Below are 15,077 nucleotides of genomic sequence, written 5' to 3'. Positions count from 1 at the left end.
CTTTAAAAACAAATTTATACGCGATGAAAACTTTGATAAAAAAGATAGCAGGTCGGTGGTACATGCTATTAATAGGTTTAATGCTGGTGCCATCCTGTAAAAAAGACTACTTCTACGATGACATCAATGTAGATCCTTCCGAATTGCAGGATCCTGCTCCATCCAGTCTGGTGCCGGGAATTATTCTAAGTACAGGCTATAACTGGGGAGGTGATGCATCCCGTTTTTCTTCCATATTTATGCAGCAGGTTACCGGTGCTGCCAACCAATCGGTTTTGGCAAACAATTATGCGGTGTCATCAGATGATGTAGATAATATGTGGACTGCGGGCTTGTATGGCGGAGGAATAATGAATAATGCAAATGCCTTAATCAATATAGCAACACGTGAAAATCAATTACATTACGCAGCTTTAGGCCAGGTAATGATGGCTTTTAACCTGGGCCTGGCAACAGATGTATGGGGAGACGTGCCCTATACTCAAGCATTTAAAGGTATCGAGAATACACAACCCACTTATGATACCCAGGAACAGATTTATGCATCCATTGATCAGTTGCTGACCAGTGCAATCACGTCCTTAGGCACAGAAGAGGAGTCGCCGTTCCAGCCTGGTTCTGAAGACCTTTTATTCGGAGGTGATTTGGAGCAATGGTTAAGGTTTGCCCATTCCTTGAGAGCGAAATTCTTTTTACACCTTGCAAAGCGCGACAGGGCTAATTACGACAGGGCCCTGACAGAAGCTGCATTAGGTTTTCTGCCCGGTGAAAATGCTGAAGTGAGATTTGCAGGCACCAGTGTGACTTCTGAGAATCCCTGGTACCAGTTTAACACACAAAGGGCTGATATTGGTTTTACTGGCAATATTTATGATATGATGGCTGCGGCTAGTGATCCCCGTTTGGCGGTATATAGTGATGGTGCAGAAGGATTAGGAACGCTGTATGGCAGTAACAATTCGTCGGTATTTTTAATGAGTTACGACGAGCTGAAGTTTATTGAAGCGGAATGCCATCTTCAAAAATCGGCCAGTGATGCTGGCGCCGCTGCTACAGCCTACAATGAAGGCGTTAGAGCCAACCTGAGCAGGACCATCAGCAATGAAAGTTATGCCGCCACTATTGCCAAAACCGGAGCTAATATTACTTTGGCAGACGTGATGACTCAAAAATACATTGCCTTGTTTTTAAGTCCGGAGGTTTGGACCGACTGGAGAAGAACTGGTTACCCAACGCTCGTTGCCCCTGAGGGTAGTTCTTTAGGTGGAGAACTGCCAAGATCATTGCCTTATCCTTCTGGAGAACAGCGTTATAATGTAAACGCACCCCGGAATACCAGTTTGCTAAGACGTGTTTGGTGGGATGTAGAATAAGGTCTTTTTTGTGATGTGCATACAAATATTACGATTGCATACAAAGAGTTGAAATTAACATATAGTTAGCTAGTAATGCTTATTAGTTATGTTATTTACCTCTTTTGAATTTGTCTTAATTATGTAAAAAGTGCTTTTTAAAACGCTTGCTTATGGTTCAATATTATTAACTATTAAACACTGTAAACTCCTGTAAATCAGTGTGTAAAATACTGAGTCGGCCGTATTTAAAGGTGGAAATTCGATATATTAGATATTATTATTATTCACCTAAATAAAAAGACTCATGAAAAAACTTTTACAAAGTTTGCTCGTGTTGCTGCTCTTTGCAGCGTCGGCCGCAATGGCTCAGCAACGAACAATCACAGGAACAATTATTAGCAAAGAAGATGGGCAGCCTATTCCAGGCGTTAGTGTAAAGATTGGAGGCTCAAATGCCGGCACAAGTGCCAATGCGGAAGGTAAATACGCCATCACGGTTCCAGCGGGCGCCACAGAATTGATTTTCTCTTCCTTAAGCTTTCAGACTCAAACCAAAACTATCGGCAATGCAACTGTTATAGATGTAGTTTTGGTCAGTGACGCACAATCTTTATCCGAGGTTGTGGTAACCGCATTGGGCATCCGTCGTAACAAGAATGAATTACCCTATGCTGCTCAGGAAGTGAAGGGCGATGATTTAACCCGTACCAGGGATGTCAATTTTATCAACGGCTTATCGGGAAAGGTTGCTGGTCTGGACATCAAGCAATCTAATGCCATGGGTGGTTCAACCAACGTGGTGATGCGGGGTTATAAATCATTGACAGGTAATAACCAGGCATTATTCGTTATTGACGGTGTACCTATCAGCAATGCCAATACCAACACCACCGATCAAACGACTGGTCGCGGTGGTTACGATTATGGTAACGCCGCTGCGGATGTTAACCCGGATGATATTGAATCGGTAAACGTATTGAAAGGCGCTGCGGCTTCTGCTTTATACGGCTCAAGGGCAGCAAATGGTGTTATCATGATTACCACCAAGAAAGGCAGAAAGAATTCACTTGGCATTACTGTTAACACCGGTGTTACCTTCGGGAACATAGATAAAAGTACTTTTGCCAAGTACCAGAAAGAATATGGAGCAGGTTATGTAAACGAATACTCAAGAGATGGCGATGGCGAACTCGCAGGATATGAATCTCCCGACCGGAATTTCTGGTACAGGGATGTATTTGGGCAGGGAAGTAGCTTAATCACACCATTTACAGAAGATGCTTCTTACGGTGGTGCATTTGATCCAAACCTATTGGTTTACCAATGGGACGCATTTGATCCGAATTCTCCAAACTTTGGTAAAGCAACACCCTGGATTGCAGGTGCTAATGACCCCAGCACATTTTACAAAACGGGTGTTAACTCCTCTCAGAGTGTAACTTTAGATGGTGGTAGTGAAAAAACCACCTTCAAATTTGGTTACTTAAGAAACGATGAGACAGGCGTATTGCCAAATAGCAAAATCACCCGGAATAATTTCAACTTTAATGGTTCCCATGATATTATTGAAAATTTAACGATCAGCGCTTCAGCGAACTACACCAATGTAAAAGGGGTAGGGCGTTATGGAACTGGTTATGATAGTGCCAATCCGAACCAGCAATTCAGACAGTGGTGGCAAACCAATGTTGACATCAAAGAGCAAAAGGCTGCTTATGAGCGGGAAGGTAAAAACATTACCTGGAACTGGGCGAGTGAAGAAGCAGAAGGACCGATTTATTCTAATAACCCTTACTGGCAGCGCTACAAAAACGTTGAAACAGATTCAAGAGACAGGTACTGGGGTAATGTAGCCGTTACCTGGAAACCCCTTGAGTGGCTAGATGTAATGGGTAGGGTAACTTTTGACGGCTCAAGTGAACTGCAGGAAGAGCGTATTGCAGTCGGTGGATCAGATATTTCTGAATACTCCAGATTTAACAGAACAGCATCTGAGGCCAACTATGATCTATTGGTTAATTTCAACAAAAATATTAACGAAGACATTACTTTCAAAGGCTTATTGGGTAGCAACTTGAGAAGAAATTACCTCTCTTCTATTTTTGCTGAAACTAATGGAGGACTTGCGATTACCGATTTCTATGCATTATCCAGTTCAGTCAATTTAATTAATCCGCCTGTTGAAAAATATGAACGTATTGCTGTGGATGGGTTATTTGCCAGTGTAAACCTGGGATATAAGGAGTTGATCTTTGTAGATGGTAGCATCAGGCGTGACCAGAGTACCACATTGCCTACTGAAAACAATAGCTATTGGTACCCTTCTGTTGCAGGTAGCTTTGTGTTTTCTAATCTATTAAAGGATTTATCGTGGTTAAGTTATGGAAAGGCTCGCTTAAATTATGCTGAGGTGGGTAACGATGCCGCTGCACTGAGTTTGTATGATACTTATACAATCACTACTGTGTTTGGCAGTAATATGTTGACCTCACTGCCGATCAATAAAAATAATGCTGACCTTAAACCTGAGCGTACCCGCAGTGTGGAGGCCGGAGTGGAGGCCAACTTCATGGATGGCAGGTTCGGCATCGATTTCAGTTACTACCGCTCTACTTCAGTAGATCAGATCATGGCCGTTGATGTTTCCACAACGACAGGTTATGGCAGAAATTTCGTGAATGCAGGTACAGTTAGAAACGAAGGTGTCGAGCTTTCGGCATTCGTACTTCCGGTCAGGTCACCCGACTTTTCCTGGACGCTTAATTTGAATTTCTCTAAAAATAAAAATGAGGTCGTTGAATTGTATCAATCGAATACCAATCTCCAGCTAGGAACGTTCCAGGGAGGTGTTACCCTAAATGCTACTGTAGGTCAGCCTTTCGGTACTTTAAGAGGTCGTGACCTGGTGTACCTTAACGGAGAGAAAGTTGTTGGCGAAGATGGATATTACACTTTCGGCCCACCAAACTCTGTGATCGGGGATGTGAACCCTGATTGGCAAGGGGGTATCCAAAATAACTTCCGATATAAAAAACTAAGCCTGAGCTTTTTAATTGACATCAAAAAGGGAGGCAGTGTATTCTCGCTCGACCAGTACTATGGCCAGGCAACAGGTGTTTATCCGGAATCTGCCGGTTTAAATGATCTGGGCAATCCAAAACGACTTCCTATCAGTGAAGGTGGTGGTGTGGTTTTACCAGGTGTGCAAGCTGATGGTTCTCCCAATGCCATTAGGGTGGAAGCATTTGATAACGCTGTTACCCCCTACGGATATGCTAACAATCCACAAGCAGCCTTTGTATACGATGCAGGTTTTGTGAAGTTGCGTGAAGCAGCCCTTACCTATTCGTTGCCGACAAGCTGGCTGGGAACCTCAGCCGTTAAAGGAATTGATCTTTCTTTGGTTGGCCGTAACTTATGGATTATTCACAGTAATGTTCCTTATTCTGATCCGGAAGCTGGTTTGAGCTCTGGAAATATACAGGGATATCAAAGTGGTGCCTATCCATCTGTGAGAACACTTGGTTTCAACGTGAAATTTAGATTTTAAGCTCAAGTTTTAGACTTACAATTATGAAACCATCATAAGCTTACCGCCTATAAATAGCAATAAACAAGCTTATGATAGCTTCATCACCCTTACATAGCAAAAATTACTCCGATGAAAAAACTATTAATATATATTTTGCCAGTGATGCTGTTGGTTTCCTGTGCAAAGGATTTAGATGAATATAATGTTGATCAGAAAAATCCGTCCTCAGTCTCTGCTGCCCCTTTATTTGGTAATGCGCTGATCGAATTAACCGATAACCAGACCACCTCCAGTATAAACATTAACGTGTTTAGGTTATGGACACAGCAGTGGACCACTACCACTTACCAGGATGAGCCGCGGTATAATTTTGTGACCCGGAATATATCTTTAAATTATTGGACACCTTTTTACCGTGAGGTTCTGCCCGATTTAAAAGAGAGCAAAAGGCTGACTGAAGCAGATACAGATCTTAGTCCGGAAGTGAAGAATAACCGCATAGGGGTAATTGAAGTCACCTCAGTTTATGCCTGGATGGTGCTCGTGAACACCTGGGGTGATGTCCCTTATTCAGAAGCACTGGCTGGTATCAATCAACCTAAATACGATAAAGCAGCAGACATTTATGCAGATTTATTTACCCGCTTAGATGCTGCCATCGGTTTAATGTCCCCCGGAGCTAACTTTGGTTCAGCAGATTTGTTATATAATGATGATACTGCAGGCTGGATAAAGTTTGCACATAGCTTAAAAATGAAATTGGCGATTACCGTTGCTGATGTGAATGAGGCTACTGCCAGAGCAGCAATTGAGGCTGCGGCACCAAATGCCTTCACCAGTAATGCGGATAATGCTACCTTTCAGTATTTAAATGCGCAACCGAATAATAACCCGATATCGACTGAAATTAACCCGATTTTTACCACAAGGCAGGATTACATTGCCGGTAAAACAATGACTGATAAATTAAACGCCTTGAATGATCCTCGAAGACCTTTTTATTTCACTACAGTGGGTGGAGCTTACGTAGGGGGTCTGATAGGGGTTAATAACAATTATGCAAATTATTCCCATGTTAGTGACAAAGTTTCTGCGGCAAATTTCGAAGCTATACTGCTGGATTATGCGGAAGTAGAATTTATTCTTGCGGAAGCTGCTGCCCGGTGGGGAATTCTAGGAACGCCTGAACAGCATTATACCAATGCAATTACGGCTTCTATTACCTATTGGGGAGGAACAGCTGCAGATGCCGCTACTTATCTAGCGCAGCCGGCTGTTGCTTATGCGAGTGCCGCAGGTAATTATAAGCAGAAAATTGGCGAACAGAAATATCTTGCGCTTTTTAACCGTGGCCATGATGCCTGGACGGAATGGAGGCGGTTGGATTATCCGCAGCTTACACCAGCGGCTAATGCTTTAAGTGTTATCCCATTGCGTTTAACTTATCCAACCAGTGAGCGTACCTTAAACCAGGCTAACGTGGAAAGCGCTGCTTCATCGATCGGTGGCGATGAAGTGGGGACCAAGTTATTTTGGGATGTACTTTAAAATTTAGCAATTTTTACCATAAAAGCCTGTCTCATGATGAATGAGGCAGGCTTTTATCGTAAGGGTAGGTAGACATTCATTAGGCAATCCTAATAACCTTTAGGAACGGGCAATCCGTCTTTTCTTAAACCATGACCCGCTTAATTCTTTAATATCTTGGAAGACGATCCTTCGTTGACAGTCAGACTGTTCTAAGAATTGAAGTCGAAGTATATATACTGCTTTTTTTTTGTGTTAAATTATGTTAAATCAACGGTCGGTTGCTTTAAGAAGCACATTATTAAGGGGTTGCTAGTATCATGTTAGTGTCAAAAATTGGTGGTATATACTTATATTTTTAAGTATACTCCAAAATAATGGAGAGTGATCCTTAATAATGTTAGAAAAACCAATATATTTAGGGATTATTATTCACCTAAATTTAAATTTTTCATGAAAAAACTTCTACTAAGTTTGTTCGTGTTAGTGTTTTTTGCGGCATCTGCAATAGCACAACAACGTACAATCACTGGAACAGTTACTGGTAAAGAAGATGGCTTGCCAATACCTGGAGTAAGTGTAAGAGTTAAGGGTTCAACAACAGGAACGAGTGCTAACGCAGAGGGTAAATTTCAACTTAGCGTTCCCGCAAATGCGACAGTTATTGAATTCTCTTCAATCGGTTATCTTCCACAAACACGTACAGTTGGTACCGAAAATGTAATCAATATTGTTTTAGCAGGTGACGCTCAGGCGTTATCTGAAGTCGTTGTTACGGCATTAGGTATTCAACGTAAGAAAAATGAATTGCCATATGCAGCTCAGGAAGTTAAAGGCGATGATTTAACCCGTACAAGGGATAATAACTTCGTTAACGGCTTATCTGGTAAGGTTGCAGGTTTAGAAATTAAACAGTCTAATACCATGGGCGGTTCAACAAACGTAGTCATGAGGGGTTATAAATCCTTAACAGGAAATAACCAGGCATTATTTGTTATTGACGGCGTACCTGTTAGTAATGCCAATACCAACACATCTGCTCAGGCACAAGGTGGCGGTGGTTACGATTATGGTAGTGCTGCTGCAGATATTAATCCTGATGACATTGCATCTGTTAACGTATTGAAGGGCGCTGCGGCATCTGCTTTATACGGTTCAAGAGCTGCTAATGGTGTAATCATGATTACGACCAAAAAAGGAAAGAAGAATTCTCTGGGTATTACAGTTAATTCAGGCGTTACTTTTGGTAAAATCGACAAAAGTACTTTTGCAAAATATCAAAATGAATATGGTGCAGGTTATGTAAATGAATATTCACGTAATGGTAGAGGTGCATTAGCTGGCTATGGTTCTCCAGACCGTAATTTCTGGTATGAAGATGTTCATGGTGCAGGAAATAGCTTAATTACACCATTTACAGAAGATGCTTCTTATGGTGGTGCATTTAATCCAAACACTTTGGTTTACCAATGGGATTCTTTTGATCCTGCTTCTCCTACTTATGGAAAAGCAACTCCTTGGGTTGCCGGTGCAAATGATCCAAGTACTTTTTACAAAACAGCAGTGAGCTCTAATCAAAGTGTAAGTTTGACAGGTGGAAGTGATAACACAACCTTCAAATTTGGTTACATGAGAAGTGATGAAACTGGTGTTTTACCAAACAGTAAGATCTCAAAAAACAATTTCAACTTCGGTGGTGATCATAACATCACCAAAAACTTAACGATCAGTGCTGCGGCAAACTACACTCAAATTAAGGGTTTAGGTCGTTATGGAACAGGATATGATGGTTCTAACCCGAATCAACAATTCAGACAATGGTGGCAAACGAATGTTGACGTTCAGGATTTGAAAGCAGCCTATGAAAGAGAAGGTAAAAATGCGACATGGAACTGGTCTGATGAAACGGCTTCAAGTCCGATTTACTCTAACAACGTTTACTGGTCAAGATATAAGAATTTCCAGAATGACACTAGAGACAGGTATTTTGGTAACGTAGCCTTGACTTGGAAACCATTAGCATGGTTAGATGTGATGGGTCGTATCTCTTATGACGGATCTAGTGAAATGCAGGAAGAACGTGTTGCTGTAGGTGGCGCAGATCTTTCTTCTTATTCAAGATTTAACAGATCATTTAGCGAAACCAACTATGACTTATTAGTTAATTTCAATAAAAACATTTCTGAAGATATTACATTCACTGGTTTGTTAGGAACCAACTTGAGAAGGTCTAATCTTAACTCAATTTTTGCAGAAACCAATGGTGGTTTAGCAATTGCTGATTTTTATTCCCTGTCAAGTTCAGTGAATTTGATCAATGCACCACTTGAAAACTATCAGCGTGTAGGCGTAGATGGTATTTTCGCCAGCGCAAACTTTGGTTATAAAGAATTCTTATTCTTAGATGCGAGTATCAGACGTGACCAGAGTACAACTTTACCAACCAACAACAACAGCTATTGGTACCCTTCGGTAGCAGGTAGTTTTGTATTCTCTAACCTGATGAAAGATTCAAACTGGTTAAATTATGGTAAACTTCGTTTAAACTATGCTGAAGTAGGTAATGATGCGGCTGCATTAAGCTTGTTAGATACTTATACGATTAAAACAGTATATAATAGCAATATGCTAACGTCTATGCCAATCAGCAGAAACAATGCTAACCTTAAACCGGAACGTACTAAAAGTGTAGAGGCTGGTTTAGAAGCAAATTTCTTAAATGGTAGACTTGGTTTTGATGTAAGTTATTACCGTTCCACATCAGTTGACCAGATTATGGCAGTTGATGTATCAACTACTACTGGTTATGGTAAAAACTTCGTCAATGCAGGTACAGTAAGAAACCAGGGATTTGAAGTTTCTGCTTTTGTTCTTCCGGTTAGAACACAAGACTTCTCCTGGACAATGAACTTCAATTTCTCTAGAAACAGAAACAAAGTGATGGACCTGTATGGAGAGAATGACAACCTTCAGTTGGCATCATTCCAAGGCGGTGTAACCCTTAATGCAACTAAAGGTCAGCCTTTCGGTACATTAAGAGCTGTTGATTTTGTTTATAATAATGGAGAGAAAGTTGTTGATGCAAATGGTTATTATGCTTTTTCTGCGGCTAACCAAATCATTGGTGATGTTAATCCAGATTGGCAAGGTGGTATCCAGAATAACTTCAGATACAAAGATATTAGCTTGAGCTTTTTAATTGATATTAAAAAAGGCGGAAGTGTTTTCTCTCTTGACCAATACTACGGACAAGCAACAGGACTATATCCTATCACAGCTGGCTTAAATGATTTAGGAAATCCAAAAAGACTTCCAATCAGTGCAGGTGGTGGTGTATTGCTACCAGGTGTAACAGCTGATGGTACACCTAACACAAAAAGAGTTGAGGCTTATGACAATGGTACTACCCCATACGGCTATTCTCACAACCCACAAGCAGCATTCGTTTATGATGCAAGTTTTGTGAAATTACGTGAAGCTGCTATCACTTATTCAGTTCCTAGTAAATGGTTAGGTGAAAAAGCAATTAAAGGTATAGATGTGTCATTAGTTGGCCGTAACCTATGGGTTATCCACAGTAATGTTCCTTTTTCTGATCCGGAAGCTGGATTAAGTTCAGGAAATATTCAGGGATACCAAAGTGGTGCCTACCCTTCAGTTAGAAACCTTGGTTTCAACTTTAAGTTTAGATTCTAGGCTACTAATTTATAATTACCAATATGAAACCTGCATGCATTTGCAGGTTTCATAAAAATAAAGAGAAAAATACTGATGAAAAAACTAATAGTACTCATATTGCCGGTTTTGCTTCTAGCATCCTGCGCAAAAGATTTAGGAGAATATAACATCGACGAAAAGAACCCTGTTAATGTTTCGGCAGGTTCATTATTCGGTAACGCCCTAAAGGAATTAACCAATAACCAGACTACGCCTAGTGTGAACGTTAACGTGTTCAGGTTCTGGACACAACAATTGGCGGCTACTACTTACCAGGATGAGCCGAGGTATAACATTACAACCAGAAACATTCCTTTGAACTACTGGACTCCATTTTATCGTGAGGTATTGATGGACCTTAACGAGAGCAAGAAGATTACAGAGGTTGAAAAAGACCTTAGTCCGGCTGTGAAAAACAACCGTCTTGCTGTTATTGAAGTACTGAATGTTTATACTTGGTCGGTAGTGGTAAACACATGGGGTGATGTTCCCTATACAGAAGCTTTTTCTACTGTAAACCAACCAAAATATGATAAAGCAGCAGCTATTTATGCTGATTTATTCAAACGTTTAGATGCTGCAATAGCGATCATGACTCCGGGAGCAAATTTTGGATCTATGGATTTATTGTATGATAACAATACTGCTGGCTGGATCAAATTTGCACACAGTTTAAAGTTGAAGTTAGCGATTACCCTTGCTGATGTTGATGAAGCTGCAGCAAGAACTGCTATCGAAACTTCTGCGCCACTTGCTTTCACCAGCAATGCGGATAATGCGGTATTTAAATATTTAGGTCAAACGCCTAATAATAACCCTATCTCAAATTCAATGAACCCTGCCCTTACCAGCAGACAAGATTATGTTGCTGGAAAAACTATGGTAGACAAACTGAATGCGTTAAATGATCCAAGGGCCGCATACTACTTTACTACTGTAGGTGATAAATATATCGGTGGTGAAATCGGAATTAATAATACTTACAAAAATTACTCACATGTAGCTGAGGCTATTATCGCACAGGATTTTGAGGCAATTTTACTGGATTATTCAGAAGTTGAATTTATCCTTGCTGAAGCTGCTGCGAGATGGGGAATTTTAGGAACACCAGTTGCGCATTATAACAAAGCAATTACGGCTTCCATTACTTATTGGGCTAAAGGCCTTCCAGCTGCTGAAGTTAATCTTATGGCTACTGCCTATTTAGCACAGCCAGCTGTAGCTTATCTTACTGCGGCAGGTAACTACAAACAGAAAATTGGAGAACAAAAATACCTTGCACTTTATAACCGTGGTTATGATTCATGGATTGAGTGGAGACGTTTAGATTTCCCTGTCTTAACACCAGCAGCTAATGCTTTAAGTGTTATTCCAGTGCGTTTAACGTATCCAACAAGTGAGCGTACTTTAAACAAAGCAAATGTTGAAAGTGCAGCTTCATCAATTGGTGGTGATGCGGTTGGGACTAAGTTATTTTGGGATAAATTCTAATTATAACGATTGTTTATACCTGAAAGGGGTGATGTCAATGACATCACCCCTTTTTTTGCGCTTATTTTTGAAATCCGACTAGTATTTCTTGTTATTCTTAACTTAATTTTGGGATCTCCCTTAATATTTTTTGGCTAAACACTCAAATCAAAGTTTTGTTCCTAAATTTTGCATAAAAAACTCATTTTTTTGGGAAAGATCATTTAAACGAATATATTTAGCGATTATTATTATTCACTAAAATTAAAAATTCATGAAAAAACTTTTACAAAGTTTGTTCGTGTTGATGCTTATTGCTTTCACAGCAACGGCACAACAACGGACGATTACTGGTACGGTTACAGGTCAAGATGACCGATTACCACTACCTGGAGTAAGTGTAACCTTTAAGGGTGTTGCAGGCGGTACAAGTACCGACGCAACAGGTAAGTATTCGATCGTAGTTCCGGCAAACGGAACAACATTACAATTTTCTTCTTTAGGATACGTTGCTGAGTCTATAGCAATAGCTGGAAAAAGCGTCGTAAATGCATCCTTAGCACCTGATGCTCAAATGCTGGGTGAAGTTGTAGTGACTGGACTTGGTATTTCAAGAGAAAAGAAGGCCTTAGGTTATAATGTTCAAACTTTAAAAAACGAAGATTTAACTCAAGCGGGAAATGCAAGTTTTGTAGGCGCTTTGCAAGGTAAATTATCTGGTGTGGAAATTAAACCTTCCAGTGGTATGCCAGGAGCTTCTGCACAAGTGACCATTCGTGGAGCAAGATCATTCACAGGAAACAACTCTCCATTATATGTGGTTGATGGTATGCCAATTGCCTCTACTGCTGATTACTCAACAGGAAACAGTGTAACTGGATCAGACGTTGCTAACCGCGCAGTGGACATTGATCCAAATGATATTGAAAGCATGACCGTTCTTAAAGGACAGGCAGCTTCGGCATTGTATGGTATCCGTGCATCCAATGGTGTCATTGTGATTACCACTAAGAGTGGTAAAGGTTTGGAAAAAGGTAAACCAGTTATATCTTTTTCTACAAACTTTAGTGTTGACCAGTTATCTCGTAAAGCTGATCTGCAAAACACATACGCGCAAGGAAGTGCCTTTAAATATTCACCAACAAGTTCCATGTCATGGGGTCCTAAGGTGGAAAATTTACCAGACGATATAGGTTATGGTGGAAATGCAACCAACGCATTTACTAATGCAGCTGGTAAAAAACCGGGACTATATTATGTTCCACAATTAGCAACTGCAGGTTTAAATCCTTGGGTTGCACCTGCTAAATATGATAATGATGGTGATTTCTTTGAATTAGGACACACTTTTAATAATTCATTAAATATTAGTCAGGCTACTGAATCTGGAAACTATTCCATTGGTTTAGGTAATTCTAATCAAACCGGTATTATTACAAATACAGGGATGAAAAGATATACTGCAAAGATTTCTGCAGAAACTAATTTAAGTAAATCTTGGAAAACAGGGTTTTCTGGTAATTATGTTCAATCAGATATCGACAAAGCAAGTTCAGCAAATGATGGTGTTTTGGGTACGGTTTATTCAGCGCCTATCAGTTATAACTTAAAAGGTACTCCTAATCACCTTCCATCAGATCCATATACTCAAATCCATTATCGTTCAGTATCCTTTAATAATCCTTACTGGGCAATGGAAAACAATATTTTTAACGAACGTACCAACAGATTCTTTGGTAATGGTTATGCGTCTTTCAGTCCTGAAGTAAATTGGGGTCGCGAGTCGAAGTTAAACGTGAAATATCAATTAGGAGTTGACTCTTACTCAACGAATTTACAGGATATCTTTGAATACGGAAGTGGAGGAAGACAAGGAACAATACGTAACTATGGCACAACTGCAGCTACCTATAATTCATTGTTAACTGTTAATTATGGTGTGAAGCTTTCAGAGGACATCACTTTGAATTTTCTAGCGGGTAATGAAATTGTTGACGACAATATAAAAAGGTATTCTGAAACAGGTCAAAACTTCAATTTTGGTGGGTGGAAACACATTGACAACGCTAACGTTAAAACGCCTACTGAATCTCAATTTCAGTACAGAACAGTTGGTTTCTTCGCCAACTTAGATTTGGCTTACAAAAGTTTATTGTTTTTAAACGTAACTGGAAGAAATGATATTGTTTCTCGTATGCCGGTAAACAATAACTCTTTCTTTTATCCTTCAGCATCCTTAGGATTAGTTCTATCAGAACTTCATGGGATGAAAGATAATTCGACAATTTCTTATTTAAAACTTAGAGCATCATATGCCCAGGTTGGACAAGCTGGTACTTATTTAGATAATTACTATAGCGCACCAGTTTATGGTGGTGGATTTTGGGCATCTGCTCCAATCGTTTATCCAATTGCTGGAGTTACATCTTATACGCCATTTACAACGTTATATGATCCAAATTTAAAGCCACAGAACACAAAGTCAATAGAATTGGGTGTTGAAGGTAAATTTTTCGATAATATAGTGAGTGTTGACTATACCTTTTCAAGACAGGATGTAGACAACCAAATCTTCCCAGTTCCTTTAGCGGGATCAACTGGTGCGGAAGAGTTATTAATGAATGGTGGTAAAATTCACACCAACGCACACGAGGTTTCATTAAACTTTAACCCGGTAAGAACCAAAAACACCAATTTGACTTTTGGCTTTAACTTCACCAAAATTGATAACTACGTTGATGAGTTAGCTCCTGGTGTAGAAAGTATCTTTTTAGGTGGATTTGTAACACCACAAGTGCGTGCAGGTGTTGCTGATAAATTTCCTGTAATTTATGGTGGTGGCTTTGCAAAAGACGACCAGGGAAGAATTCTTGTCGACGAAAATCCAGCCAGCAAAAATTACGGTATGCCAATGTCTGGTGAACCAGGTGTGATAGGAAGTGTATCTCCAAAGTTTTTGTTAGGAGGTAATGCAGCATTCCGTTTCCAAAGATTTACCCTTAGTACTGTTTTTGAATGGAAAAATGGTGGACAAATGTATTCAGGAAGTAATGGTCTAATGAACCTATATGGTATGGGTTCTGCTACTGAGGATCGCGAAAATGCTTTTGTTTATCCTGGATTTAAAGCAGATGGTTCAGCAAACGACATCTCAAGAGGTGGTTCTGGTGATCTTGGTGCTTACGAAAATCTTTACGCAAATGTTTTAGGAAATATTGACGAAGCCTATATCTATGAAAACTCTTTTGTAAAGATGCGAGAAGTAGCGTTGAATTATAAATTCCCTAAGTTTAACAATAGAACTAACTTAAGTGCATCTGCATTTGCGAGAAACATTTTGATCTGGTCTAAACTTCCCAATTTCGATCCAGAGTCAGCTCAGGGAAATACAAATATGGGTGGCTCATTTGAGCGTTTTTCAGTTCCACAAACTTCTAGTTTCGGCTTAAGTTTAAACTTAACTTTTTAAGGATCAC

The 15,077-nt window shown here is 40.0% G+C and carries 6 protein-coding genes; all 6 read left to right on the top strand.

The features are described 5' to 3' along the window. Positions 1 to 23: 23 nt before the first annotated feature. Entirely contained in the window at positions 24 to 1,373 is a 1,350-nt protein-coding gene (locus WG905_RS08420; protein ID WP_339591274.1) for a SusD/RagB family nutrient-binding outer membrane lipoprotein, read from the top strand. A 286-nt stretch (positions 1,374 to 1,659) separates the two neighbouring features. Further along, entirely contained in the window at positions 1,660 to 4,905 is a 3,246-nt protein-coding gene (locus WG905_RS08415) for a SusC/RagA family TonB-linked outer membrane protein (protein ID WP_339591273.1), read from the top strand. Between the two features lie 111 nt (positions 4,906 to 5,016). Beyond that, positions 5,017 to 6,435 carry a SusD/RagB family nutrient-binding outer membrane lipoprotein gene (locus WG905_RS08410; protein WP_339591272.1) on the top strand — a complete coding sequence of 473 codons (1,419 nt, stop codon included), beginning with the start codon at positions 5,017 to 5,019 and terminating at the stop codon, positions 6,433 to 6,435. A 432-nt stretch (positions 6,436 to 6,867) separates the two neighbouring features. After that, a complete protein-coding gene (locus tag WG905_RS08405; protein ID WP_339591271.1) occupies positions 6,868 to 10,110 on the top strand; it encodes a SusC/RagA family TonB-linked outer membrane protein in 3,243 nt (1,080 codons plus the stop codon). A gap of 75 nt (positions 10,111 to 10,185) precedes the next feature. Continuing rightward, entirely contained in the window at positions 10,186 to 11,622 is a 1,437-nt protein-coding gene (locus tag WG905_RS08400; RefSeq protein ID WP_339591270.1) for a SusD/RagB family nutrient-binding outer membrane lipoprotein, read from the top strand. A 253-nt stretch (positions 11,623 to 11,875) separates the two neighbouring features. Further along, on the top strand, positions 11,876 to 15,070 hold the full coding sequence (locus WG905_RS08395; protein WP_339591269.1) for a SusC/RagA family TonB-linked outer membrane protein: 3,195 nt from the start codon (positions 11,876 to 11,878) through the stop codon (positions 15,068 to 15,070). The last annotated feature ends 7 nt before the right edge of the window (positions 15,071 to 15,077 follow it).

Origin of the sequence: Pedobacter immunditicola (assembly GCF_037482985.1) — a bacterium.
GTDB lineage: Bacteria > Bacteroidota > Bacteroidia > Sphingobacteriales > Sphingobacteriaceae > Pedobacter > Pedobacter immunditicola.
Note: the sequence above shows the minus strand (reverse complement) of the source record. Positions and strands in the feature narration are given on the sequence as shown.